At 33.6% G+C, this 23,666-nt stretch carries 11 protein-coding genes; 9 read left to right on the forward strand and 2 right to left on the reverse strand.

Going from position 1 to position 23,666, the window contains the following annotated elements; all coding sequences use genetic code 11:
- The first annotated feature begins 24 nt into the window (after nucleotides 1–24).
- From EM932_RS17445 to EM932_RS17455, 3 genes are read left to right on the forward strand one after another with little or no spacing between them, the layout of a single operon-like run.
- A complete protein-coding gene (locus tag EM932_RS17445; protein ID WP_135878490.1) occupies nucleotides 25–1,494 on the forward strand; it encodes an alpha-L-fucosidase in 1,470 nt (489 codons plus the stop codon).
- A 15-nt stretch (nucleotides 1,495–1,509) separates the two neighbouring features.
- On the forward strand, nucleotides 1,510–2,994 hold the full coding sequence (locus EM932_RS17450; RefSeq protein WP_135878491.1) for an alpha-L-fucosidase: 1,485 nt from the start codon (nucleotides 1,510–1,512) through the stop codon (nucleotides 2,992–2,994).
- Nucleotides 2,995–3,041: 47 nt separating this feature from the next.
- A complete protein-coding gene (locus EM932_RS17455; RefSeq protein WP_170179839.1) occupies nucleotides 3,042–4,865 on the forward strand; it encodes a carbohydrate binding domain-containing protein in 1,824 nt (607 codons plus the stop codon).
- 487 nt (nucleotides 4,866–5,352) lie between these two features.
- Here EM932_RS17455 and EM932_RS17460 read toward each other — a convergent pair whose 3' ends face one another.
- Entirely contained in the window at nucleotides 5,353–6,063 is a 711-nt protein-coding gene (locus tag EM932_RS17460) for a fibronectin type III domain-containing protein (protein WP_135878493.1), read from the reverse strand.
- A 32-nt stretch (nucleotides 6,064–6,095) separates the two neighbouring features.
- The gene (locus EM932_RS17465; RefSeq protein WP_135878494.1) at nucleotides 6,096–9,755 is read right to left on the reverse strand and encodes a T9SS type A sorting domain-containing protein; all 3,660 of its coding nucleotides are present in this window, start codon (nucleotides 9,753–9,755) and stop codon (nucleotides 6,096–6,098) included.
- Between the two features lie 495 nt (nucleotides 9,756–10,250).
- Between EM932_RS17465 and EM932_RS17470 the strand changes: the two genes are divergently transcribed.
- The 6 genes from EM932_RS17470 to EM932_RS17495 all read left to right on the forward strand — a co-directional run bounded on the left by EM932_RS17470 (nucleotide 10,251) and on the right by EM932_RS17495 (nucleotide 23,639).
- Nucleotides 10,251–14,486, forward strand: coding sequence for a hybrid sensor histidine kinase/response regulator transcription factor (locus EM932_RS17470; protein ID WP_246041131.1), 4,236 nt, complete (start codon nucleotides 10,251–10,253; stop codon nucleotides 14,484–14,486).
- A gap of 162 nt (nucleotides 14,487–14,648) precedes the next feature.
- Complete coding sequence (locus tag EM932_RS17475; protein ID WP_135878496.1) at nucleotides 14,649–16,169, forward strand: sulfatase-like hydrolase/transferase; 1,521 nt, start codon at nucleotides 14,649–14,651, stop codon at nucleotides 16,167–16,169.
- A 44-nt stretch (nucleotides 16,170–16,213) separates the two neighbouring features.
- Nucleotides 16,214–18,697, forward strand: coding sequence for a beta-galactosidase GalB (gene galB / locus EM932_RS17480; protein ID WP_135878497.1), 2,484 nt, complete (start codon nucleotides 16,214–16,216; stop codon nucleotides 18,695–18,697).
- 153 nt (nucleotides 18,698–18,850) lie between these two features.
- Entirely contained in the window at nucleotides 18,851–20,242 is a 1,392-nt protein-coding gene (locus tag EM932_RS17485) for a glycoside hydrolase family 28 protein (RefSeq protein WP_135878498.1), read from the forward strand.
- A 123-nt stretch (nucleotides 20,243–20,365) separates the two neighbouring features.
- Nucleotides 20,366–21,787, forward strand: a complete 1,422-nt coding sequence (locus tag EM932_RS17490) for a glycoside hydrolase family 28 protein (protein ID WP_135878499.1) — start codon at nucleotides 20,366–20,368, stop codon at nucleotides 21,785–21,787.
- Nucleotides 21,788–22,085: 298 nt separating this feature from the next.
- Nucleotides 22,086–23,639, forward strand: coding sequence for a sulfatase-like hydrolase/transferase (locus EM932_RS17495; protein WP_135878500.1), 1,554 nt, complete (start codon nucleotides 22,086–22,088; stop codon nucleotides 23,637–23,639).
- The last annotated feature ends 27 nt before the right edge of the window (nucleotides 23,640–23,666 follow it).

Genomic DNA, 23,666 nt, shown 5'->3' on the forward strand with positions numbered 1-23,666 from the left:
ATACATAGTATAATTTCTAGCAAAATGAAAAATAATAAAATTAAACATCGAACAATTAATATTGTAACTGTATTAGTGTTGTTTGTCAGCTTAATGCAATGCAAAAAATCACAAAGTACCTCTATTAAAGAAGAGGTGTCCGATTCTAAAAAAACCTTGTATCAACTGCAAAGTGAATTCATAGATCAAAGATTTGGCATGTTTATCTGTTATAATATTATGTCTTATGGGGCGTATTGGGGAGAGGCAAATTACCCTATTACATCTTTTAATCCGCAAAAATTAGATTGTAATCAATGGGCAGATGCAGCCATTTCTGCTGGAATGAAATACGGATTGTTAACTACTAAACACCATGAAGGTTTTTGTCTATGGGATAGTAAATATACAGAGTATGATGTAGCATCTACAGCATATAAAAAAGACATTGTAAAGCAGTATGTTGATGCTTTTCGAGAGAGAAATTTAGGAATAGGACTATATTATTCAATATGGGATTCTACGCATAATGTGGTTAAAGATAGTATTGATGATACAAAGCTTCAATTTATAAAAGGTCAACTAACCGAATTATTAACAAATTATGGAAAAATAGATTATTTCGTAATTGATGGTTGGTTTTGGCGAATGGGGCATAATGAAGTCCCATACCATGAAATAAGGGATTTAATCAGAGAACTTCAGCCAGAGTGTCTTATCACAGATCATACGCATTTACAAGCGCCCTACCATATGGAAATTCCATATTTCGAAGGACCGCTTGGAGCATACCCTCCAGAAGATAATACCATGGCCACCACACTTGGTCATTGCAGTTTAAAAGGTAATGGGTGGTTTTGGAATGAAGAAACACCAAATGGTATGAAGCCAAATGATGGTGTTGATGTAGTAGTTGAAAAACTAAAGACTTGTGAAATTAGATATTGCAATTTTATGTTGAATTGCATGCCAAATAGAGATGGTTTATTAGATACAATTTACATAAATATGCTTTCTGAAATTGGAAAGAAGTGGCAGGCAGATACTACTAGAAAAGCATTACCGAATGATAAGGTACAAGTTGCAGTTTCCGTACCAATTAAATCTGTAGAAGCTAGTAGTGGTATAGCAGATTATCTTATTGATAGCCGACAAGTAGAAGGGGGGAATTTTAATGTGTGGGAGTCAGACTCGAAATATCCACAAAATATAGTAATGGATTTGGGGGAAGTTCAAAAAGACCTGGATGTTTTGGTTATCGTACAAAACCACAGAAGTATACCGCCCCCGCAAATTGCCTTAGCCGAAGGGAATGTTACCAAGTGTAAACTTTATGCAAGTGTAGATAATATAAACTATGAAGAAGTAGCATTTCAAACGTGGAAACCAGATGCTAATTATCGAGCTATGGGCTTTAAAAAGAGTGTTGCGAGATATCTTAAACTGGAAATATTGGAGGCAAATGGTGCCTCTGCAATTATAAACGAATTAGAAGTTGGAAAAACATCTTATTAATTAAACCTTAAAAAAATGAAACAAAAAAAAGCCTTAAAGTTTTCAATGTTTAATGTGATACTTATATTATTTTCTGCGATATTATTTACGTGTAAAGATTCTAAAGAAACTAATAATACCGCTTCAGATATAGAAATTGGTAAAGCTGATTCTATAAAAATCAAGCCTTCTCAAAAATTAAAAGAAGAGTTTATAGATAAGCGATTTGGCATGTTTATTTGTTATAATATTATGTCTTACGGTGCAGAATGGGGAGAAGCTAATTATCCATTAGATTCCTTTAATCCACAAAAATTAGATTGCAACCAATGGGCAGATGCAGCAATTTCTGCAGGCATGACATTTGGACTTCTTACCACAAAGCATCACGAAGGGTTTTCGCTTTGGGATAGTAAATACACAGAGTACGATGTGGCTTCAACGGCATATAAAAAAGATATTGTACGCCAGTATGTAGATGCATTTAGAGCAAAAGGTTTGGGAGTTGGACTATATTATTCTATTTGGGATAGTACCAATGGTGTGGATAAAGGTAAGATAGATACAGAAAAACTAAGTTTTATTAAAGGACAGATTACAGAACTATTAACCAACTACGGAAAGGTAGATTATTTTGTTATGGATGGTTGGTATTGGAGAATGGGACACAAAGAAGTGCCTTATCATGAAATCAGAGCTTTAATTAGAGAATTGCAACCCGAATGCTTAATTACAGATCATACACATTTACAAGCTCCTTTTCATATGGATATTCCTTATTTTGAAGGACCTTTTGGAGCATACCCAGCCGAAGATAATACTATGGCATCTGCTTTAGGACATTGCAGTGTAAAGGGCAATGGTTGGTTTTGGAGTGAAAAAACACCAGATGGATTAATAAAAGGCGATGGCGTTGAAACCATTTTGAATAAACTTAATGATTGCGAGAATAGATATTGCAATTTTATGTTGAATTGCATGCCGAATAGAGACGGACTTTTAGACCCAATTTACACGAATATGCTAACCGAAATTGGTAAACAATGGAAGCCGAACTTGTCTAGACCAACCTTACCAAATCAAGGACCACAAATTATAACTACAGCACCAATACAATCTGTTACAGCTAGCAGTGGAGAATCTGAAAACTTATACGATGCACGTCAGGTAGGTACAAATCATTTTCATTGGGAATCTGATAAAAGTTTTCCTCAAACTATAGTAATGGATCTCGGTGAAGTTGTTGAGAATATTGATGTATTAACTATCGTGCCGAATCACAGATGTAAACCAGCCCCTGAAGCCGCTTTGGCTGAAGGGAATATAACTTACGCTAAAGTTTATGCAAGTAAGGACAATGTTAATTTTAAAGAGATTGCTTCAGAAAAATGGGAGGCTAATTCCAAATATCGTTTGTTAGCATTACCAAAAACGGATTTAAGGTATCTTAAATTAGAAATTCTTGAAGCGAATGGAGAACAAGCTATAATTGCTGAGTTGGAATTAGGGCAATCTGAATAATGATAGTAGTTACGCTAATAAATAGATATAAAATAATCTTGTGTTTCGTGTTCCTAATTCTTGGTATAGAATTATATGCCCAACCTCCAAAACCACCTAAAGGCAAAAGATGGGTTTTAAATGAAAAGTTTTCAGATGAATTTAATGGAAACGAACTCGATTTGGAAAAATGGTATAATTACCATCCAAATTGGGTGGGAAGACCACCTGGTATATTTCTGCCATCTCAAATAAGCGTTGAAAACGGAATGCTAGTGATAAAAGGAGGGAAGATGGCAAAAGATACGATAGTAACCATGTGGAATGGGGATAAAATCACTTATAATATTGCTTGCGGAGCTGTGGTATCAAAATCAAATGAAGCTAGTTTTGGTTACTATGAAAGCAAGGTGAAAGTGTCTAAAAGTACCTTGTCTACTACCTTTTGGTTATCCACACATAAAAATGTGCCTCTTGCCGAAACACCTTGTGATGATAAATATGGTTTAGAGCTGGATATCATGGAAATGATAGGGAGAACAGGAAATTTCCCAGGTTCTTACTTTGCCAATAGAATGAATTCCAACACACATTTTTGGTATACCGATTGTGATAATAAGGTTAACGATCTGCGGTCTGATGAAATTATTCACGAAATCAATGGGACATTACCATCAGACCAATTTTATATATATGGTGCCTGGTGGCAAGACGAGCAAAAAGCTACATTTTACTTAGATGGTAACGAACCAAAGTCCGTAGATTTCAATGCAACCATTAAAAATAATCCTTTTGACCAACCAATGCATTTGCATATGGTTACAGAAACTTATCCGTTTCCATGGGTATCGCTCCCTACTGATGAAGAGTTGGCGGATGATACAAAAAACACCAGTTACTACGACTGGGTAAGATCTTACAAACTAGTGAATGTCCTAGATCCAAACGACGAGCCAGTGGATGATGAGATTATTAAAAATAGTGGTTTTGAATCTGGCGACCTCACAGGATGGGTTGGATGGCCTAATCCCTATAACCATGAAGTTGTATCTGATGTAAAACATATAAATACAGGAAATCATACTCTACATATTGCAGGTGCAGGATCTGCTGTACAAAAGGTATCTTTAAAACCCAATACAGAATATAAGCTCAGTTGTTACGCAAAGATTGTTTCTGGAAATATCACTCTCGGAATAAAAGAAGGCGTTGTTGGAGGAAGCTTATCTGTAAATATCTCAAATTCAAACTATACTTTAAACGAATTGGTTTTTACTACTGATGGCACAGGAAGTGCCAAGCTCTTCTTTTATGCGCCATCGGTAAATGATGAAGGGTATGCAGACGATTTTCTTATTGAAGAAACCAACCCCGTAATCGTTAATCCAGAAGATAAACCAATTGTTCAAATTTATAATGAGAAGCTTGAAATTGATGTGTCTACACTTGAAGTTTCAAATGCAGGTTTAAATTTTGATATGGTATATCAAGCCAACAAAGATCGAGAGATTTACTTTGAACTAAAAAACTCAAGTGGTACTGTGGTTGAAGATAATATAGTATCGGCTTATGCTGGTTATGCTTATTTCAACCATGATGCATTAACCTATAACATGGCATCAAATGAAAACTATTATTTTAAAGCACAACTAAGGCCTGTTGGAGGCCAGAATACAGAAGGTATTATGCTACAAGAATTTGTAATTAGAAATGGTGCTATACTTTCGGTAGTTGATAAAATTGATTTAAGAAATAATGTATTTATTTATCCTAATCCAGTTAAAGATTCTACATGTTTTTCTGAACAAAATTATTTTGAAGGCTATGTTATTTATAAAGCCAATGGTGCTAAAGTTGAAGAAGGTATTGTAAATAAAAAAACATACAATTAAGTTAAATAAGGGAATATATTTTATTCGTTTAGATAATATTAAAACTTTTAAAGTTATTAAGATTTAAAATAGAAAAATAACTCTATGTAATAATAAATTACGAAGATATCAGACATGGCAATTCAAAGAACATTCAAACCAGTTGAGATCCAAGGCTGAAAAGAACAGATGGTGTGTTTACAAATTGATAGGATTTTTAAATCTTTTCTCTCTAAAAACCGTTTGATTACAAAGAGTTTTGAAAAGATTAATTGACGTGAGTTCGACATATTAAAAACTGACTGTCAACTCAACCGTTTAACTATTTTACTATGTCATTCCGAATGCTACGGAGAGTAAAATATATTTTACTTGAACGTATAATAGCGTAGCTATTGAAGAGGAATCTCATCCTTATGAGATGTCTCGAAAGTTTATCTTGAGTACTTCGACTACGCTCCTTTAGATTTGTTTTTTATAAAAAAATTAAAATTAAATCGAACTGACGCTAATTAGTTTTAAAACTCCAAACCTGACCATGAGTTACTCCTCCATTATCGTCTTTTACCACCACCTTCCAATAGTAAACCGTAGAAGCATTTAATGTAGTTGAATAAGTTGTTTCAGATATGGAATTTGCCACTTCTGTTGTGGGAGGGTTACTAGTATCTAAATAAACATCATATGTTAATACAGCGCCAGTAGTTATATGGCTACCAGTCCAAGATAAAGATGTATTTAAATCTGATAAGGTTGCGTCAATATCGGGACCAACCAACACTGGAGAAAATGGCAGATAGTTTATTTCCCCTTCTCCTTCTGTGTATAACTGAAATGTATTGGAATAGCTACTAGAATCACCATTATTATCTTTCGCTTTAACTCTCCAATAATGCGCTAGTCCTTCATCTAAAAGTATGGATTTAGAAGTTGACGAAAGGTTATTAAAACTGTGTACTATTTGAGTAAAACCGTTATCGGTTGCTACTTCCAGTGTATAGGATATTGGGTCTCCATCAGGATCAGAAGAAGCGTTCCATTTGAATGTTAAGTTATTATCTGTGCATAATAAGTTATTTACAGGCTCAGATAGACTCGGAATCGTTGGGGGCGTATTGTTACCAGGATCTTCAGTACTATCGTCACTACCACCTCCACAGGAAAACATTAAGGTGCTTAGAATAATTGTTAAAACAGTATTATTTATTGTTATTTTCATCTTATACTTTTTTTAAATGATAAAACCGTATATTATTTTTTAATAAATTTTAAAGTATACGAATTTTTGTTGGTTACTATATTCGCAAAATAGAATCCCTTCTTAAGGTTAGAGATATCTACCTTTAGACTATATTCGCCGTTAGCAACGTATGGATATAATTGTTTGTTTTTCCCTACTAAATCAATGATGTTTATGGCTTCTATTTTGGAATTTGACATTGGTAAAAGGATATTGAGCTCTTGAGTGGCTGGATTAGGGAATAGTTTTAATTCTGATCCAATTACAAATTGTTGTGAGTAAATTCCTTGGCAATCTTTATCAGATTTCACAACAACATAATTTAAGCCATCTTCTAGGGGTAAAGTAATGTTTGATGCTTTTGTTCTAAATAATCTGTTGTTTACAGAAATGTTGTATTGCTGTCCGCCATTAAAATTAAGACTTACCGTTTTAGAATTGTTATTAACCTTCGAAGTTACACCCAGAGCCTCGGGTTCTCCTACGGTTATTGTGAATTCTCCATTGAAATCTGGATCCTCGGCTACAGTAATTTGTAGCGTATATTCACCAGCACCCAAATCTTCGAAAATGGTTTGTGCAGTAAAGTTTTTTGTAACATCAACACCATTTCCAGATAGGATAGCTGTATAACTGGCATTATTACTATTTTGAACGGTTATTAAAACACTACCGTTATTTTTAGAGCTACAAGTTTCTCCTGTTGTTTTAATTAAAAAATTATCAGCAACTACTGAAAAGACTTCACAACCATTTGAGTCTACAGCAGCTCCAGCAGGAGTATTTGGACAATCGTCATCTGCGTTAAGAACGCCATCCAGATCAGTATCGTTACAGTTAGCACCAGCACAACCCAAATCTATTAGCGAAATATTATCTAAATAGCCTTCTGCATCTGAATTAGGAGAGTAATAGTAAACTCTAACACTTGTATTATTTGCACCAGTTGTAAAACTTAAGGTTTTTTCTTCAAAAGTAGTATTTGTTACGCTTGTAGATTGTTCTGGGCCACCGTGATCCTTAAGTCCAAAATTAATATTTCCAGTTCCTAAATTTTTAGCAAAAGCTTTAATTTGGTAATTGTTATTTGGGTTAAGATTTGAAATTGTAGCAGCAGAAGCGCCTTCGCCCTTAACCATTAAAGCATAGTTTCCTTGATAAACTTCGTTTCTTTGAACTTCTCGTATTGCTGTTCCAGACCCACCAAACCATAAACCAATACCGTTTTCAAAACATTCATTGTAAACGTCTGTATTTGGACAAGTGGCTTCAGTTAAAAACTCAAAGGGAGTTTTTTTTTCAACAATGATTTGTGTTTCATCGCCACCAACGGGTCTAATTTGAGCAACAACCGAATAACCTGTTCCAGAGGCTGGAATAGGATTAAAATTCAGCGTAAATACATCATTATTCACACCTTTAATTATGGTTTTTGTTGTTGATGCCATTATCACATCATTGGGATCTAATACAGATACAACAATATCCCTAGTTTCTCTTAAATTATAACCTATTTTGAAATCTAAATTTGATGAAGTTGTAATTAAATCTGGCACATCATCAATACTGATGGTTTCTGTAACTGGATCTTGCTGAAGCGTGAAATTAACGGCTCCTGCTATAGTATGGTCAATTTCAATGGAAAGTTCATTTGTGGCGTCATTCCAATTGTAATTTTTAATAGCTCCCAATTCCTCAATTTTAATATTGGGCTGAGCCGTACATTTAAAGGTCAATATAGACGGGTAGGCAGGTAGTGAATACTCACCCTCTCTCAAACTCGGATTAGGAACATAACCATTCACTTGAAAAAATATCGAACCTCCATCATCAGGCTTTAATTTACCAATAACATAACTCATTAAGTCAATATTTCCAGATAGTGATTCTATACCAGCATGATTTATATTTAGGGTATAGCTTTGTTTTATATCGTGATTTTCTAAGGTATTGAACACAAAGATGGAATTATCAATAATTTGTGCGTAAGCTTCGTTTGTGCTTTCTGGATAAAATATATTTAAATTGGCATCTGCTTCTGCTTGCGTATCTAGGTCCTCTAGTTTTACAACGGCCAATGGCGTGCCGTTAATAACAGGCGGGCTCACCGACGATTTAGGTAAAAACGGAATACCAGAAGGATACCTGTCTGTATTCGGAATCATTTCTAAATAGGCACTTTGTTGTATGTCGTAGTTTTGTTTGGTAAATACAACATCGCTATAAGGCGCAAGGTCTGAAATACCATATGTTGAGCGAAGAACATCGCCCCATATATTCCCTGGCATATAGGTTATGTTAGGCGTGCTATTGGCATCAGTCGTATTAATTCCTGTATCTACTATTATTTTGAAGTTGTTATTAATTGCTTGTTCCGACGGAATTAATTTTTCGTCTATTACGGCATTAATAAATGGCTCAAGATATCTGTGATAATGATCTGTAGGTCTGCCTGTAAAACGATCGTATTGTGTACTTTGTTCAATTGTAAATACAGTAGATCCATAAGTTATCCCATAAATAAATTGTTTCATGTTTTGTATATAAGGGTGGTATTTTGTGCCACTTCCGGTGGCATGCGTGCCATTCATCCATTCTTCAAGTTCAAAATCGTCTACATCACCAAATTTTTCCCAACACCAGGCATCAGACCACATTCCAATATTTTTTATCATTCCCGTAAGTTTCATACCCTGAATAGAACTTACGTTAGTATAAGCACCCCACGGATCTGTAGTTTTATTTTGGGGCAATAAGTAATCTCCATAATTTTTATCTAAATAAGAATCGTAATTAGCATAAGAAAATAATGGCCATTTTGCTGCTTGCCAATTCATATCTCCATAAGAGAATACTTTACCGTATTTTCGGCATAGTTCTATAATACCGTCTATATTAGATCGCTTATCTTCATCAAAAAAGTAACCATAAAAGGCTTCTGAAGTTGCTGCCCCAACACAGTTTGGTAATTCTTTAAAGGCCATTTCAATTTCAGAAAGCAAACTACTTCTACCTCTAGGAGATAAGTCGCCAACGCCACCAGAATCAAATAAAAACTTATAACCTAAATCATCAAAAAAACGTGAATATTCTAGTAAATCAACACCTTGCGTGTTACTAAAAAATGATTGTCCGAGGTCTAAAACTACATAATCTTTTAAATGGTCTGGAACCATTTCTTTCATTAACGCTGCAGGGTCAGAAGATTCATAAACTGTTCGACTATTTATTCTAAAATGAAAAAAGGGTTTCTCAGGACTAATATCTATTTGTACGGGAGTTGGAGATTTATCATCGTTAACTACAAGTGTTCTGGTTTCACTAAAAGTAGTCCCTCCATCTTGTGTTACCCTCCAATACCAAGTACCTGGATCTAATAAGAATTTTTTGGAAGGATTTATAGTGCCATAATTTGAATAGAAATAAACGATGTTTCTATCGTCATATCTATCGTCTACGGTACGTGCTTGTTTTACAACAGGCGCCGTAAAATTTTGGTTTTTGGAAACCTGAAGTTCGTAAGGACCATCTGTGCTTACTTTTACTCTAAAAGAAACAGCAATATCGGTCAGTTCATCATTGTTTCGGGGAAATAATAATTCAACTTGAGCTCGTGAACTGTTTATAAAAAAGAAACATGATAATAAAAAAAGGTAGTTTAGTTTTTTCATACGGGGTATATTTCTCGTAAAGTTACTTTATAATAGAATGCAATTGTATAACATTTGTTTTGGATACTATTACAAATGTTTTTTTTTGATAATTAACTTTTCTAGCTAAAGGAAAGTTTCATATTGGTTTAAACACTTTTCTGTAGTTATTCATTTTGCTTCATTTTTTGCCCAAGATAATCCTTGCTGATAGCTTCACATAAGGTTTTCCTGTTCCTGTATTTTTGTTAGTTGCAGTTAATTTTCAGCCTAAAGAGCCATTTAAGTAGTCAATAAAAATTATTTAATTATACTAAATGTTTAAAAAGCTAACACATATGTTATGTACTTAATTTTTTTAATAAGTAAAATTATTTAAGTATTTGTTATTGAGAATTTTACGTTTTTTGTTGAATTTCGTTTTAAGCACTCTTCTGCGGGCTTAAATTGAACCATGTATATTCTTTTGGTATATTTGTTAGAAGAGGTTTAACCATTTAAAAGTATATTTTTTCTGTGTCTTATATTAAATATTTAGTTTTTATTATTGCTTTTATAGGTGTTTCTAATGCCCAAAATCCTGGTGTTTTTGTTCATTTAACAACAGAAAATGGCTTATCGCAAAGCGATGTTAATTGCATATATCAAGACAATCATGGGTTTATGTGGTTTGGTACTCATGATGGACTTAATAGATATGATGGTTATAAATTCAGGGTTTTTAAACCAGATAAAAACAACTCTAATAGCATAAGCAGCAATTTAATTTGGCAGATTGTAGGTGATAGTAAAGGTGGTTTGTGGATTGGAACAACAGGGAATGGCATGAGTTACTTCAATCAAGCTAAAGAGAAGTTTACTAATTATAAGCATAATGAAAGTGATGCCAATAGTTTAATAAGTAACCATATAAGCACTATTTATACCGATAGTAAGGATCGATTATGGATTGGTACAGATAAAGGAGTAGATATGGTTGATTTAAAAAAACCATTGGACTCAATAAAATTTAATCATTACGAAATTTATAACAATAAAACACTTTTGCCTCAAAACAATACTGTTTATTCAATTTATGAAGACAAATACAAACAAATATGGATAGGTGGGGCTAAAGGATTATCTAAATTATCCAGAGATAAGAATGGTGACTTATATTTTCAATCTGCTAACCAAACTTTAAATTTGCCTAAAGTACGAGTTGTGTCAATTTGTGAAGATAGTTATGGGAATTTAATTGCAGGAACTACTAGGGGTGTATTTATTATTAAATCAAAATCAGATACATACAAAATTCAGAAAATTTATGGAGGCATTATTAATCAAATTTTAACATACAAAGAAAATATTTGGTTAGGAACAGATGATGGATTGATGCAATATGAAAATATTTCGAATTTAAATGTTCCTACGTTAAAGCATCATTATAAGTATAACCCTAAAGACCCAAAAAGGGGTTTAAGTAAAAACAACATTAAATCTTTATTTATAGACCGTACGGGAATTATTTGGGTTGGTGTAAATGGAGGAGGGGTTAATAAATTTGATCCAGACAGAAAGCAATTTCAGCATATTAGAAAAACGTTGGATTCTAATAGTTTGAGCAATGATAAAGTTCGTTCAATATTTGAAGATAGTAATGGTTACTTATGGATAGGTACCGAAGGGGGAGGTTTGAATATGCTTAAAAAAAATTTAAATGGGTCTATACATGAAGGGTTTATAAATTTAAAAAAGGTTCTTAAGCCTTTTGTTATTCGAGAAATTAAAATAGACGGAAAGAAGAAACTTTTAATAGGTGCAGAAAACGGCCCTGGCCTTTATGAATTAGATATTACAAATCCAGATCAAATTTCAGATAACAGTATTAAAGAAGTTAAAGAAATTGGTACAAGTGCATTTTCAATTCTTGAAGATTCCAATAAAAATATATGGATTGGTACCTACAACAGAGGGGTTCATAGGTGGCTAGCTACCGACAAATCTAATGAGTATAAAAAGGATATTTTATCTGAAAATGAAAATATACCTTTTAGTATATCGAATAATATAATCCGCGATATTATTGAAGACTCTAAGGGCAATATATGGTTTGCAACCGGAGATGGTTTGTCTAAGCTATCTTTAACTGAAGTACGTGCTAAGCAACCTAAATTTCAAGTTTATAAGAATATAAAAAATGATACAGAAAGTATTAGTCATGATTATATATTAACCGTATTCGAAAGTAATTCAGGCGATATTTGGGCTGGAACTCTAGGAGGCGGTCTATGTAAATTTATACCGTCTACAGACGGTAAAACAGATCGTTTTAAAACATATTCTGAAAAAGATGGGCTGCCCAACAACGTCATTAAAGCCATGTTGGAAGATGATGAAGGTAACTTGTGGTTATCAACAAATAAAGGCTTGTCCCGATTTAATATAAGCGATGAAACCTTTAAGAATTTTGATGTTAATGATGGTTTGCAAGGTAATGAATTTAGTGAATTGGCAAGTTTTAAACGAAGTACAGGAGAGCTGTTATTTGGTGGTGTTAATGGCGTTACTGTGTTTTATCCTAATAGTTTAAAAGAAAACATAGTAAATGCCGAAACTGTTTTAACAAGTTTTTCGATATTCAATAAGCCTATTTCTATTGGAGAGAAAATGAATGGTAGGGTTGTTTTAGATAAATCTATAAACGATATTGATACTGTAGAACTTAAGCATCGCGAGAATAGTTTTTCATTCGAATTTGCAGCGTTGCACTATGCGGCACCTTTAAAAAACAAATATGCTTATAAGTTAGAAGGTTTTAATGAAGATTGGATACATACCTCTTCAGAGAATCGTTTTGCTACTTATACAAACCTGCAACCAGGTACGTACACATTAAAAGTTAAAGCCTCTAATAATGACGGTGTATGGGATGATACGCCTACGGAGTTAACAATAAAAGTAATTCCACCTTTTTGGCGTACTACATGGGCATACATGATCTACACGCTCTTAGCTTTAGGTTGCTTGTTGGCTTTCAGACGATATACCATCATTAGTTCTACCAAAAAGCATCAACTGGAACTTGAGCATCTTGAAAAGGAAAAGAATGAAGAATTACATCGTTTAAAACTTGAGTTTTTTACCAACATATCACATGAGTTTAGAACGCCGTTAACTTTAATAAATGGCCCTTTAGAATATTTAAAAAAGAATGTTGGGAATATTACGTCTAAGGAAGCGAATCGTCAGTATGTACTTATGCAGAAAAATACGGACTATTTATTACGGTTAATAAATCAGTTGTTAGATTTTAGGAAAATGGATAAAGGAAAAATGAATCTGGTTCTAAACAAAAGCGACATTGTTGAATTCCTTAAGGAAGTTGCAGAACCATTTCAATTTTTAAGTAGAAAGAAAATGATTGATTTTAAATTAAAGTCTACAAAAGAATCAATCACGACATGGTTTGATGCTGATGCTTTAGAAAAAATTGTAAACAACCTTTTATCTAATGCTTTTAAGTTTACACCAGAAAAAGGCTCTATTACTTTACAAATATTCGAGGGTATAGATTTTAAACCTTCAAAAACATTGAAACCTGAAATCGATGAGTCAAATTATTTGGTTATTCAAGTGAAAGATTCCGGACCTGGCATTCCTCAACATCGAATTAAACATATTTTTGAAAGATTTTATACAGATATAGGAAGAAAAGAATTAAATGCAAAAGGAGCGGGTATCGGTCTGTCATTTACAAAAAATCTAGTAGAATTACATAAAGGGCATATCGATGTTCAAAGTGATAGTGAAAATGGCACCACCTTTTTAGTTTGGTTACCAAAAGATAAAAAGTCTTATGAAAATAACGATCAAATAGATTTTCACTATACATTAGATGATAATTCATTAGCTAATCAAGTAGATGCAGAATCGCATGCTATTGGTGTTTTAGATGATATTGTAGATAAAAATGTATCCAGAATGCGTTCTAAATTGCCTGTATTGTTAATAGTTGATGATAATCCAGACATTAGGTCTTTTTTAAAAAATAGTCTTGGAGAAAAATATTATATATATGAAGCTGAAGATGGTAAACAAGGTTTCGATTTATCAAAAAAGGTTATGCCAAATATTATTATTACAGATTTAATGATGCCAGTCATGGATGGCGTAGAGCTATGTAATAAATTAAAAACAACACAAGAAACCAGTCATATACCAATAATCATGCTTACTGCAAAAATGTCTCAGGAATGGGAAATTCAAGGCCTTAAAACAGGAGCAGATACTTATATTAGGAAACCATTTTCAGTTGAATTAATTGAGTTGAAAATAGCTAATATTTTAAGGCATAGGGAAGAGTTAAGAAGACGATTTAATAGGGAAATAACATTACAGCCAGAAGAAGTCACAGTAACCTCCTCTGACGAAAAGTTTTTGCAAAAGGCTATTGGTATTGTTGAGAAAAATATGGTTAATTCGGAATTTAGTGTAGAGTTATTAGTTAAAGAAATGAGTATAAGCAGAAGTAACTTATACTTAAAAACAAAAGAGCTAACGGGTTTGTCTTCTAGTGAATTTATAAGAAATATTCGTTTAAAGCGTGCTGTACAATTATTAGAAAAGAGTGATTTATCGGTTAAAGAAATTATGTATATGACTGGGTTTAGTACAGCGTCCTATTTTTCAAAATGTTTCAAAAAGCAATTTGGAGTTATCCCTAGCAAATATATTAAAAGCACAAATTTGATTAATGCCGATAACGATTAAGAGGATTCTTAATCATTTGTTTTAGTTTAAAAATCATTTGTAGTAACTAGTTGTAATACTATTATTCATTTTTGTAATGGTCTATGGGATTATATTATTCTGTTTTTATAATGCTTGCTTTCGTTTTAAAAGCGAGGATTATTATTTTAAATTGCATCTAGTATGAAAGTGAAAATCTGTATTGTTTTTACCATTTTTTTTATTGTAAGTTGTAACCAAACAACCAAAAAAGGTAATGATGGGGAAAAACCTAATATTGTATTCATTTTTACAGATGATCAAACGTATTCTTCAATTCACGCTTTAGGCAATAACGAAATTATCACACCCGCTATGGATAATATGGTTAGTTCAGGTACAACCTTTACCCATGCCTATAATATGGGGTCGTGGAGCGGTGCGGTGTGTGCGGCTTCAAGAGCTATGATTATGTCTGGAAGGTTTGTATGGAGAGCCAATGACTATAGAAAAAACTGGTTAAAAAAAGATTCTATTTCGCTAAGTAAAACATGGGGAAAACTCATGGAATCTGCGGGTTACGATACTTATATGACAGGAAAATGGCACATAGATGCTAAAGCCGATGATGTTTTCAAGCATACAGTACACGTTCGTCCAGGAATGCCCAATGATAGTTGGACTCACGAAATAATGGCTTCCAAGTTTGATTCTATGCCAGCATTAAAAAGGGGAGGTTCAGGCGTTATTATGCCCGTTGGCTATAACCGTCCATTACATGTGAATGATACCACTTGGAGTCCTACAGATACAAAATTTGGCGGATTTTGGGAAGGAGGAAAACATTGGAGCGAAGTTTTAAAAGATGATGCTATCAATTTTATAGATAAAGCGAAAACTAAAGACGCACCGTTTTTTATGTATTTGGCCTTTAATGCACCACACGATCCCAGACAAGCACCTCAGGAATTCCAAGATATGTACGATATTAATAAGATTTCCGTGCCAAAAAGTTATTTACCAGAGTATCCTTATAGACACAATATTGAAAACAGTAACGATTTAAGGGACGAGGCTCTGGCACCATTTCCAAGAACAGAATATGCCATAAAAGTACATACTAAAGAATATTATGCTAGTATTACACATGTAGATGCTCAAATAAAATTAATTCTTGAAGCACTTCAAAAATCCGGAAAAATGAATAACACCTATATTTTCCTCACAGCAGATCATGGTTTAGCTATGGGCAGACATGGTTTACTGGGGAAACAAAGTTTATTCGATCATAGTATTCGTCCACCAATGCTAGTTATAGGACCAGATATTCCCAAAAACAAAAAAGTGAATGCAGATGTTTATTTACAAGATATTATGGCAACATCTTTAGAAATAGCAGGTGTTAAAAAACCAACCTATGTAGAATTTAACAGTTTTTTAGATATTGCTAAAGGAACAACAGATAAAAGCCATTACAATGCTATTTACGGTGCCTATCTTGATGTACAGCGTATGATTAGAAAAGATGGTTATAAATTATTGGTGTACCCTAATATTGATAAAATACTCTTATTTGATTTGAAGAACGACCCAGAGGAAATGAACAACATTGCAGACAATCCTTCAAATAAAGAAAGAGTTAAGACATTGTTCGAAGAATTGATTCAGCTTCAAAAAGATATGGATGACCCAGTGAATTTGGAAGGACTTTACAATACGTTATAATTTGAATCAGTACGAATTCACAATAAATAATTAAATCGAATTAAATGAAAAATTTCAAACTATACTATACTATCTGTATACTTGCAGGGACTTTACTGGTTATGTCCTGTCAATCAAATACAAAAAAGCCTTCATTTGTAGCGGATCAAAATTTTAATAAAGATTGGCTATTTCAAAAAGATACGATTGTGGGAGCTGAGAATAGTAGCTTTGATGATAGTGGTTGGCGAAAATTAAATGTACCACATGATTGGGCTATCGAAGGACCATTTAGTAATGTGCATAATGCCAGAAATGGTGGATTACCTATTGATGGTATAGCTTGGTACAGAAAACATTTTACCATTGATGAAGCACACCAAAATAAGCAAATTTCTGTGGAGTTCGATGGTGTTATGGATAATGCTACAGTTTATATTAATGGTAAATTTGTTGGCGAAAGGCATTACGGATACATTGGGTTTGAATGCGATTTAACGTCACATATTAAGTTTGGGGAAGATAATGTTATTGCCGTAAAATTAGCTCCAGAGGTATTGTCTGAACGATGGTATCCAGGTGCAGGTATTTACAGAAATGTGCGTTTAAAAATAAATAATGCCCTTCACATCCCACAGTGGGGGACTTTTGTTACAACACCAACTGTTACAGATAGGCAAGCTACTGTAAGCATAAAAACTAAAATCAAAAATGCTAGGAATGCGTTAGCAAAGGCAACTTTGGAAACCATCATAATAGACCCTAATGGAACTATTGTGGCTTCAGCTTCAGAAGCTATTACTGTTGAAAAAACGACAGAAAATGAAGTTACTCAAAATATTGAAATTGATAACCCATTAAAATGGGGCATTTACGAACCTAATTTATATTCAGCAACCAGTCAAATTAAAGTCGGTGGTGTTATTGTAGATGAATATAAAACAGAATTTGGTATTAGAACCATTCATTTCAATAAAGAAAAAGGATTTATTTTAAACGGAAAACCGGTGGAGTTTAATGGGGTTTGCATGCACCACGATTTAGGTCCACTAGGAGCAGCTGTTAATTACAGAGCCACAGAACGCCAAATGCAAATGATGAAGGATATGGGGGTTAATGCATTAAGAACGAGCCATAATCCACCATCAACTGAGATGTTGCAAGTTTGTGATCGATTAGGAATTGTGGTAATAGATGAAGCTTTCGATGAATGGAAAATAGCTAAAGTACCTAACGGGTATCACAAATATTTTGATAAATGGCATGAGAAAGATTTACGGGATATGATAAAAAGAGACCGCAACCATCCGTCTGTTGTCATGTGGAGTATAGGAAACGAAATTTTAGAACAATCAAAAAAAGATGGCTGGAAATTAGCGAAGCATTTAAATGATATTTGTCATGATGAAGATGATAGCAGACCAACAACCGCTGGGTTTAACTATTATCCTGCTTCTTTTGAGAATAAGTTGGCTTATCAGGTAGACGTGGTAGGCGTAAATTACAAACCATCCTTTTATGGAGAAATAAGGTCACAAAACCCAGATATGATATACTATGGGTCTGAAACGTCTTCTCAAACAAGTAGTCGAGGGGTGTACCACTTACCTTTGGAATACAAACATAGAAAAGAAACCTTTCAAGTATCCAGTCACGATGAAACCACTGGTCCTAAATGGGCATATCCACCAGATGTAGAGTTTGATGCGCAGGAACAAAATCCAACATCACTTGGAGAATTTATTTGGACAGGTTTCGATTATTTGGGAGAACCAACGCCTTACGGAGGCAGAGATAACTCAACAAATGGCTATTGGAACGATGACTGGCCATCGCGTTCATCGTATTTTGCACCAGTAGATTTGTGTGGATTTCCAAAAGATAGGTATTACTTATATCAAAGTCAATGGATAACAGAACCTATGGTACATGTACTACCGCATTGGAATTGGAAAGAAGGTATGATAATTCCTGTCTATTCTTATACAAATTGTGAGGAAGTAGAATTATTTGTGAATGGAAAATCCTTTGGAAAGAAAGTAAAGGGTAAAGATTTTACTATGATTCATGCGGAGTATAATGGATTTGAAAAGGGCATGTACAAGTCTAAATATAGATTGTCGTGGAATGTGCCTTTCGAGAAAGGGAATATAAAAGTTGTTGGTTATATAGGGGGTAAAGAAGTGACTACAAAAGAAATTAAAACTGCAGGTAAGCCAGCCAAAATTAAGTTGAATGCTGATAGGATTGATATCAATGCTGATGGTGTGGATTTATCATTTGTTACAGTTAGAATAGAAGACAAAGACGGTAATTTATGTCCAGAGGCTTCTAATTTAGTGAATTTTAATGTTGAAGGAGAAGGAACTTTAACAGCAGTTGGTAATGGGAATGCAGCTTCATTAGAAGCTTTCCAAGAAAATTACAGAAAAGCGTTTAGTGGACAATGTTTAGCAATAGTTAAAGCTACTGAAAATGCAGGAACTATTAAAGTCACAGCGACTTCCAATGGATTAGAATCTGACGTTATTTCTATCATATCAAAATAGTTTAATATTGTTTTTACAACAAGACCTGACAGGTTTTAAAACCTGTCAGGTCTAAGATCTAAATATAATTTAAGGTCCTTTATGCTTACCTCAATTTTATCATGTACTTAAAAAGATTATTACTTTTTAGATAACTGCATTAAATAAATCATAATGAAAAGAATCGCGCTAATCTTATTAATCAGTTTCAATCTTCATGTTTTTGCAAAAGAATACAATGTACTAGACTATGGAGCCAAAGGAGATGGTATTACTTTAGACACAAAAGCTGTTCAAAGGGCTATTGATTTATGCTCTAAAAATGGTGGCGGAAAAGTTTTAATTCCATCTGGGAAAACCGTTGTAATTGGTACCATCTATTTAAAAAACTTTGTCACCTTACATATTGAAAATGGTGGGGTATTATTGGGGAGTACAAACTATGAGGATTACACAACCAATACGCATAAAAATACCTATAAAGACGAACCCCACATGGATCGTTGTTTAATTTTTGCGAAAGATGCCAAATCCTTTGCCATTGAAGGTTATGGAACTATTGATGCTAACGGCTACACTAAGAATTTTACTGCAAAAAAGAATGGACGCCCAATGATGATGCGTTTTTTTAATTGTAATGATATTCATTTAAAAGATGTCACCCTTAAAAACCCAGCTTCATGGACATCCGCATGGTTATACTGTAATGACATTGTAGTGGACGGTATAAAAATATTAAGTCGGGTAAATAATAATGGCGATGGATTGGATTTTGATGGATGCACCAATGTACGTGTCGCTAACTCTGCTTTCGATACTAGTGATGATTCTATTTGTTTACAAACATCAAATCCAGAAAAACCTTGTAAAAATATCGTTATAACCAATTGCATATTTACAAGTAAATGGGCAGGCATGCGTATAGGTTTGGCATCTCGTGGAGATTTTGAATCCGTTACAGTTAGTAATTGTACGTTTCATGATATTGAAGATTCTGGCTTAAAGATTCAGATGAATGAAGGCGGAGAAATGAAAAATATGGTGTTTTCAAATTTGATAATGAAAAACGTGCCAAGACCCATTTTTATGACATTTTGCCAACAGCGTGCTGGGGTCGATACTCCTGAAGACATGTTTCCAATGAAGGCGATGCATGGCTTTATTTTTAATGGGTTAATTGTAGATAATAAGGAACTGGATAAAAATTCTGCCATATTTATTACAGGAATGCCTAACCACTATATTTCCAATATTCAATTAACCAATGTGCAAATGACCGTTTCTGGAGGAGGGAACAAAGCCGATGCAGAAAAAACAGATTTAAATGAATACACATTAGATGTTCTAAAGGGGTGGTGGCCAGAATTTCATTTGGTAGGAACGCTGCCAGCCTCTGGTATTTATGCACGTCATATTAGCGGATTATTTATTAATAATGTACATATAAAAACGGTTTTAAAAGACGAAAGACCTCTTGTAGTGTTTGATGACGTTGTAAATCATGATATTAAACAATTGTATTACAACCAAAAAGAAGCCGATAAAAAACACATAGTTATCAAGTAGCTATTTTTCAATAATAATGAATAAATCCATTTTAACCTGTTTCTATACAGTACCTATAAAAAGTACAATAACTAATAATAGTATTGAAATAAGTCTAAAGACCATTCAAAAATTTCAGATAAAATGAATCTTACCAAGTATCTTAAATTATTTGGCTTCTTAATTGTCCTTGGACCTTTGGTGTCATGTAACGTTAATAATAAACTTTATAATGTTAATGATTTTGGTGCCGTTGGTGATAGTACAATCATAAATACAAAAGCCATTCAAAGTGCCATAGATGCATGTTCTAAGAACGGAGGAGGAACAGTATTAATTTCTAAAGGTATTTATATTAGCGGAACCGTATTACTAAAAAATAATGTAACACTTCACATTGATGAAAATTCTAAACTCGTTGGGAGTTCAAATCCAATAGACTATCAGAGTATTGATACGTTTATAGACGCTACAGGACAGGAAAGAGGAACTTGTTTAATTGGCGCTATGAATGCCAAAAACATTGGTATAGTGGGTAAAGGTATTATAGATGGAAACGGTGCTGCATTTCTTCAAAAAAACCTGATTCAAAAAATGAAAACATTAGGTATAGAAGAAACTAAAAACTTTGGTAAAAACCGTCCATTTTTATTACGTTTTGTGAAATCTTCAAAAATAAACCTGAAAGATATTACATTAAAGCAAGCGGCGGCGTGGGCGTGTCATTTTTATCAATCAAATAGTATAATCGTTAACAATATTACTATTTATAATCATGCCAATAAAAATAACGATGGTATTGATTTAGATTCTAGTCACGATGCTGTGATAACCCATTGCAATATAAATTCTGAAGACGATGCCATTTGTATTAAATCCACCAGCCCCTTACCAACATATAATGTTAAAATTGATAATTGTAATTTAAAAAGTGATTGGGGTGCTATAAAATTTGGAACAGAGTCTATGGGCGATTTTTATAATATTGATATTAGAAATAGTAAAGTTTATGACACCAAAGGAGGTGGTATTAAAATATTAAGTGTAGATGGGGCCAACATTCATAATATAACCATAGACAGCATTGAAATGAATAATGTAGATATGCCCATATTTATACGCTTAGGTGAGCGATTAAGAACGTATAGGGATTCAGAGATACAACCTGTAGGTTCAATAACTGACATTAAAATAAGTAATGTGAATGCTGTAACTCGGAGTTTAGAACATTCCAGAGTTAACCCACCCACTGGAATTTTTATTACAGGAACTCCAAACCATAAAATAGGAACCATTAACTTGGAGAATATAAAAATTAAACTTCCGGGAGGTGGTTTAAAAGCCAATGTTGTTGAGGTTTTAGAGGATGAAAAAAAATATCCTGAATTCACGTTTTTTGGAGTACTTCCTGCTTATGGTATCTATGGAAGACATATTGAAAATTTGAACATAGGCACTACTACATTTAATATTGCTACAAAGGACGAAAGGAAGTCTATTATTTTTGACGATGTTGAATCTCATGTTATAGATAGAAGTAAGCTGAAAGCCATAATAAATGAATAAAAAACGGGAAGAATTAAGTATTAAGGAATAGGGTGTACTTTTTCCTGTTGAAATGTGCAAATATAATCTGAATTGGGGTTCAATTTTTTGAATCTGAAAAGGAGTTGATTGAAAATTGATTAGATAATACTCCAAAGACCAAAAGGAAAGACAGAGTTCGTTAAAATAATAACAGACAAGACAAAAGCCAGTTTTCAATATTGTAAAAAGAAGCTTAAAAGTATAGTTTGATTAAAAGTTGATGCAATTTTAAACTACTATTTTTTACGAAATTAATTAAATCATAAAACATAATATAATGACTATATACAACAAACTTTTCCTTACCCTTCTTGTGCTTTCATCTATAGTCTCTAATGGTCAAAATAATAAAATCAGTAAACCAAATGTATTGATTATTTATACAGATGACCACAGATATACAGGCGTACATAGTTTAGGCGGTATGCAGGTAAAAACACCAAATATGGATGCCTTGGCTAATGAAGGTATTGTTTTTGAAAACGCCTATTTAATGGGAGCCTTTTCTGGAGCAACCTGTATTCCAAGTAGAGCGATGTTACTATCTGGTAGACAATTGTTTTCGCTAAGGGGGCAAGGGCATTCTATACCAGAAGACCATGTTACTATCGGAGAAGCATTTCAAAAGGCAGGATATATGTCACATATCGTTGGGAAATGGCATCAAGACAATAAGTCCTTGGTACGGTCCTTTAATTCGGGTAGTACTATTATGGGGCGTGGTGTATATCTAGTTGATCATTTTAGAATGCCCCTGTGGGATTGGGATAAAAAAGGAAACTTTAGCGCTGAAGATGCCTATTTACTTGTAAATGGGGAAAAAGGAAAAGTTGAACGACGACAATTAACCAAAGATGATAAAAAAGGGTCTACGGGAACTGAATTGAACGGACCACACACATCAGAGATTTTTGCTGAAAATGCGTCAAACTTTATAAGGAATTGCAAAAAAAACAAACCTTTTTTTATGTATTTAGCGTTTCATGCGCCTCACGATCCACGTCAAGCACCACAACACTATAAGGACATGTACCCATCAGATAGCATACAATTACCTCCTTCGTATATGGATCAGCATCCTTTTGATAATGGCCATATGGTTCTACGAGACGAAGCGCTAGCGCCTTGGCCAAGGACTCCAGAAATAGCGAAAAAAGAATTGGCAGACTATTATGCAATAATTACACATTTAGATGACCAAATAGGAAAAGTTATTGCCACACTTAAGGCAACAGGAGCCTATGAAAACACATTGATTGTTTTTGCAGGTGATAGCGGGTTAGCGGTTGGAAATCATGGTTTAATGGGTAAACAAAATATTTATGATGAAGATGGGGTGCATATACCGTTGGTTTTTTCTGGAGGATTTATGAAGACAAAAGGTATTAGAAAAAATGCATTAAGTTATACACACGATATATTTCCAACCATCTGCAATCTAGTTAATATTCCAATTCCTGAGTCTGTTAATGGTAAGAGCTTAGTTCCCGTAATTAATAATAGTACAGAGCAAGTTAGAGATTATACTTATCATGCTTATAGACAATTTCAACGTGCCTATAGAAAAGGGGATTATAAATTAATTGAATATGTTAGAGCAAAAGATTCCAAAAAACAAAAAGGGATAGAACTTGAATTCGAATCTGGCTCAAGGGTTACACAATTATTCAATGTTGAAAAAGACCCTTGGGAAACTCAAGACTTGTCTTTCTTCCCTGAATTTAAAGAGGTAGTGTTACAAATGAGAAAAGAGATGAAGCAGAAAGCCGTTTTACTGGGAGATAAAAAAGAAAGTATTAATGAACGTTATGATTTTTGGGATTATTATTAAAATGAATTTTATAAGTATAGGTGTAAT

Source organism: Flavivirga rizhaonensis (assembly GCF_004791695.1).
In the GTDB taxonomy this organism is placed as follows: domain Bacteria; phylum Bacteroidota; class Bacteroidia; order Flavobacteriales; family Flavobacteriaceae; genus Flavivirga; species Flavivirga rizhaonensis.

Bases quoted from the DNA above. Each gene is read 5' to 3' on its own strand.
- EM932_RS17445 (WP_135878490.1), top strand. From the start codon at position 25: ATGAAAAATAATAAAATTAAACATCGAACAATTAATATTGTAACTGTA.
- EM932_RS17450 (WP_135878491.1), top strand. From the start codon at position 1,510: ATGAAACAAAAAAAAGCCTTAAAGTTTTCAATGTTTAATGTGATACTT.
- EM932_RS17460 (WP_135878493.1), bottom strand. From the start codon at position 6,063: ATGAAAATAACAATAAATAATACTGTTTTAACAATTATTCTAAGCACC.
- EM932_RS17465 (WP_135878494.1), bottom strand. From the start codon at position 9,755: ATGAAAAAACTAAACTACCTTTTTTTATTATCATGTTTCTTTTTTATA.
- EM932_RS17475 (WP_135878496.1), top strand. From the start codon at position 14,649: ATGAAAGTGAAAATCTGTATTGTTTTTACCATTTTTTTTATTGTAAGT.
- galB (WP_135878497.1), top strand. From the start codon at position 16,214: ATGAAAAATTTCAAACTATACTATACTATCTGTATACTTGCAGGGACT.
- EM932_RS17485 (WP_135878498.1), top strand. From the start codon at position 18,851: ATGAAAAGAATCGCGCTAATCTTATTAATCAGTTTCAATCTTCATGTT.
- EM932_RS17490 (WP_135878499.1), top strand. From the start codon at position 20,366: ATGAATCTTACCAAGTATCTTAAATTATTTGGCTTCTTAATTGTCCTT.
- EM932_RS17495 (WP_135878500.1), top strand. From the start codon at position 22,086: ATGACTATATACAACAAACTTTTCCTTACCCTTCTTGTGCTTTCATCT.